This window comes from Mesorhizobium sp. P5_C1, assembly GCF_054049815.1.
This window is the reverse complement of sequence record NZ_JBFULQ010000445.1, coordinates 1-4,551: the sequence shown is the minus strand read 5'-3', so window position 1 is coordinate 4,551 and position 4,551 is coordinate 1. Positions and strand designations below refer to the sequence as shown.

The window sequence follows — 4,551 nt, the reverse complement described above, 5'->3', positions numbered from 1 at the left end:
GCCCTATCGTGCTTGAGTTTTGCTTCGGTATTGCCATAGCGCTATTGTTTATCTCAAGAAGTAAATGGGAGTATCCGCCGGCACTCGGCGCGCTCGGGTTTTTCTTGATAATTGTTTCTCCAGTCTTCGTTAGCCATCCCGGCGATACAGCCATATTGCGAGTCATCGCATGGGGCCTTCCAGCAACTTTGATAGTGGGGGCCTTCCTCAAGACCAAGAAACCGCGATCGAAGGCCGGCCGGGGAGTGATCCTGCTTGGGGATGCATCTTATGCCATCTACCTAACCCACATCTTTGTCATGCTGGGGTATGGTTGGCTAATCAAGGCGACATTCGTTGGGGGAGTATCACAGGTTTCCTTCGCTCCTATGATCATATGCTTGTGCCTTATTGTCGGTGTTCTGACGCATCTCTTTGTGGAAAAGCCAATTCTGGAACTGCTGCGGAAGGCCACAATCCTTCAGCGGAGGCCGCCGCCGCTGGAGGCTGGCAGTCTGCCAAGGTAATCCAACCGGCGGCTGTCCATTGACGACGCGGACCTAAGGAGCAGTCTCCGAAAGGGGTAGTGCAGGTACCCTGTTCACCCGTATGAGCAAATTGCTTCCCCCGATCACATGCCGGACAATCCGGGCTGAATTTGAAATCGGGCAGCGGAGGCTGTTGCCATGTCCTTTCGTTTCGCAACCGCTGCGGCCTGCCTGCTGGTGACCGTTGCGCCTGCTTCCGCAGATGTCCTCTGGGGCGTCAACGGCCATCCGATAACGGCCTATCCGGGCATCCCGGTTGAGTTGCAGCTCGACTTCGTCAAGAATCTCGGCCTGAAATCATACAGGGTCAACATAACCAGCGAAGACAACGCAGATATGCTTGCCGCCCTTGTCGACGCCGGAAAGGCGAGAGGGATCGAGATCCTGCCTTTGATCACCCCCGCCGGCATCGACCTGGACAAGGATAGCCCGGACGAGCTCTACGGCAAGACCCGGAAACTGGCGATCGCCCTTGGCACCAGGTTCAAGGGCGATATCCGCGTTTGGGAACTTGGCAACGAGATGGAGAACTACGCCATCATCAAGCCTTGCGAGAAACGCGACGACGGCTCGCAATATCCATGTGAATGGGGACCTGCAGGAGGAACCGGAGCGCTCGATTACTACGGCCCGCGCTGGGTTAAGGTGAGCGCCGTCCTCAAAGGTCTGTCCGACGGCATGACAGAGGTCGATCCGAGCATCAGGAAGGCGATTGGCACCGCCGGATGGGGTCACACCGGCGCGTTCGCGCGGATGAAGCAGGACGGGATCGCGTGGGACATCTCGGTCTGGCACATGTATGGCGAGGACCCGGAATGGGCTTTCCGCGAAATCTCGGCATACGGCAAGCCGATCTGGGTCACCGAATTCAACAGTGCCAATGGAAGTCAGCGCGGCGAGCGGCAGCAGGCCGATGGTATCAAGCAGACAATGACGCGGCTTCGCGAGCTCAACGAGAAGTACAAGGTCGAGGCCGCGCAAATCTACGAACTGTTCGATGAGACCTACTGGGCCCCCGGCTTCGAAGCCAATATGGGGCTGGTGAGGCTCACCGCTGCATCCGAGGGCAAATGGAGGGTCGGCGAACCGAAGCCCGCCTACAAGACGGTGCGTGACTTCACCCGCGGCCCGCAGCCGCTGCCCAAGCCGCATCGGGAGTGCGACCCAGAGGCGACGGCCGCGAACAAGTCCGTATATGTAAGGCAGGCGAGCCTCGCCTACTGCCTCGTGCTTGGGCATGAGGGCGACACCCAAAGCGTGGATCAGTGGTCGGCTGCTCTTGAAAGCGGGGACAGGACGATCGGTGGAATGGCCGTGGAACTCATGCGCTCGGACGAGTTCCAGACCAGCTATGCTACGATCGGCCTTACGGACCGCGCCTACATCGGTTTCCTTTACATGCTGTTTCTCAACCGTCCCGCTGACGATTACGGGATAGAAACCTATTCCCGGCAGCTGCGCGCGGGGACCATGACGCGAGAGGACCTGGCCTTCGGCATCATCGATTCATCGGAATTCAGATCCCAACACGCTGCCACCCGCGACGTGTCCGCAGCGCCGCCCCCCGGGTGAGCAAGAGGAGCGTCAAGGCAGTGCGCCTCCAATCTGTTCTGATGGCCGGCGCCCTTTTGGCAGCTATGGCGACCGGAAGCTTGGCCTGTGAGCGTTCTGGCGGGACAAAGTTCCCTTTGCGGATCGAATCCGGAAAGAACTACCCGGTCGACAGGGAAGGTCATCCGTTCTTCATGCACGGAGACTCGCCCTGGTCGCTGATCGGCGACCTGACGGACGAGGACGCCTACCTCTACCTTGAGGACCGCAAGGCTCGCGGGTTCAACACCGTTCTGGTCAACCTCATCGAGCACCGATTTTCCCGCAACGCGCCTGCAGACGCGTATGGCGACAGGCCATTCGCCGACAACCAGGATTTCGTTGTTCCCAACGAAGCATATTTCGCCCATGCCGATCGCATCCTGCAGAGGGCTTGCGATCTTGGTTTCCTGGTGCTGCTCGCCCCGGCATATCTCGGATATGGCGGTGGCGGTGACGGTTGGTATCAGGAAATGGCGGCTGCAGGGGCAGGGGAGCTTGCGGCCTATGGCCATTTTGTTGGACGTCGCTACCGACGCTTCGACAACATCATGTGGGTCAACGGCGGCGACTACAATCCTGCGGACAAAGATCTGGTCAGGGCTCTCGCCAAAGGCATCATGGACGAGGACCCCGATGCTCTCAGCACTTTCCACGGCCATTCCGATACGGCGCCGCTCGATTTCTGGGGCCCGGAAACCTGGCTGAAGGTGAACAACGTCTTTACCTATGGCCCGGTCTATACGACAGCGATCAGGGAGTACGATCTCGCCAGGGGTATGCCTTTCTTCCTGATCGAGACTGCCTACGAATTCGAATACGATGCCGACGAGTACCGGATCCGCGTCCAGGCTTACCAGGCGATCCTCTCGGGCGCATTCGGGCATCTCTATGGCAACAACCCGATCTGGCATTTCGACGGGCCCGGCCTCCATCAGCAGACCATGGAGTGGAAGGAGGCCCTCGACAGTCCCGGCGCAAAGAGCATGGAGGTGCTTATAGCCTTCATCTCGTCGATAAAATGGTGGCTGCTGGAACCCGACAGCAAGAACAGATTTCTTGTCGATGGCATGGGCAAGGACATGGGGAGGGCGGTCGCCGCGATGGCCAAGGACGGCTCCTACGCCGTCGTCTACATGCCCAGCAACGAGGCCGTCACCGTCGACCTCGCGCAGCTTTCGGAGACTATCGTCCACGCCCGCTGGCGCGATCCCACCAGCGGGGAATTGACGGATGTCGAAGGTTCCCCTTTCAAGGCGGAGCGCACAACTTTCAAGCCGCCAGAGCTCAACAGCCGCGGCTACCCGGACTGGATTCTGGAACTCACGCCTTAGGTCCTATGGAGCAAGGCCAACGCCATGCACAAGCTGCGCGCAGTCAGCGAAGGCCAGGTGTGCGCCCAAGACAGCAAGGCGAGGCAGCGGCGTTCGCCAACTGGGGTGTGGATCCGGCTCACGCCGATCGCCGAAAGGATTAGCCGCGCACCACCCGAAAGAGGTAGCGGGCGGCGAGGCTTCGTCCAACGGGCCATCCTGATCGCCTATTGGCGTTCTCCCTCACTGTTTTCAGCCCAAGTAGCCTCTGCGCGATCATATCCGTTGGGGAAAGGTGTGCGATGAAAGTCATGGTAACGGGCCATCAAGGCTATATCGGCTCGGTGATGGTGCCTATGCTGCTCCGCGCGGGGCATTCGGTGACGGGTTACGACAGCGATCTCTACCGGCGCTGCACCTTTGCTTCGGGCGGAGAGCAGGCTTCCGTTCCCTCCATCCAAAAGGACGTCAGGGACGTGCAAGCGCGCGACCTCGAGGGTTTCGATGCCGTCATCCACCTGGCGGCTCTTTCCAACGACCCGCTGTCCGACCTCGATCCGGATATCACCTATGAGATCAACCACAAGGGCAGCGTTCGTTTCGCGAAGGCGGCCAAGGAGGCCGGCGTGTCGCGCTTCCTCTTCGCCTCGTCGTGCAGCAATTACGGCCAGGCGGGCGAGGGGATGGTCGATGAAACGGGCGAGCTGAACCCGGTCACGCCCTACGGCTGGTCCAAGGTGCTTTCGGAGCGGGATATCTCGGAATTGGCCGACAGCAGCTTCTCTCCGACCTATTTCCGGCCGGCCACCGCCTACGGCTTGTCACCCCGGCTCCGCTTCGACATCGTGCTGAACAATCTGGTCGCCTGGGCCGTCACCAAAGGTGTGATCCTCCTGAAGTCGGACGGGACACCGTGGCGGCCGATCGTCCACATCGAGGACATTTCCAGGGCGTTCATCGCCGGACTGGAAGCGCCGCGCGAGGTCGTCCATAACGAGGCCTTCAATGTGGGACAGACGGACCACAATTACAGGATCCGCGACATAGCCGAGATTGTCGCCAAAGTCGTGCCGGGCTGCCGGCTTGAATTCGCGTCGGATGCTGGACCCGATAAGCGGTCC

At 60.0% G+C, this 4,551-nt stretch carries 4 protein-coding genes; all 4 read left to right on the top strand.

Going from position 1 to position 4,551, the window contains the following annotated elements; translation table 11 throughout:
* Positions 1 to 506 (top strand): acyltransferase family protein (locus ACXJ7R_RS25420; RefSeq protein WP_457154231.1); only part of this gene is annotated, 506 nt, incomplete at its 5' end.
* Positions 507 to 665: 159 nt separating this feature from the next.
* Complete coding sequence (locus ACXJ7R_RS25415; protein ID WP_457154230.1) at positions 666 to 2,099, top strand: DUF4214 domain-containing protein; 1,434 nt, start codon at positions 666 to 668, stop codon at positions 2,097 to 2,099.
* Between the two features lie 116 nt (positions 2,100 to 2,215).
* The gene (locus tag ACXJ7R_RS25410; protein WP_457154229.1) at positions 2,216 to 3,451 is read left to right on the top strand and encodes an apiosidase-like domain-containing protein; all 1,236 of its coding nucleotides are present in this window, start codon (positions 2,216 to 2,218) and stop codon (positions 3,449 to 3,451) included.
* 281 nt (positions 3,452 to 3,732) lie between these two features.
* On the top strand, positions 3,733 to 4,551 hold an 819-nt coding region (locus tag ACXJ7R_RS25405; protein ID WP_457154232.1), incomplete at its 3' end, for an NAD-dependent epimerase/dehydratase family protein.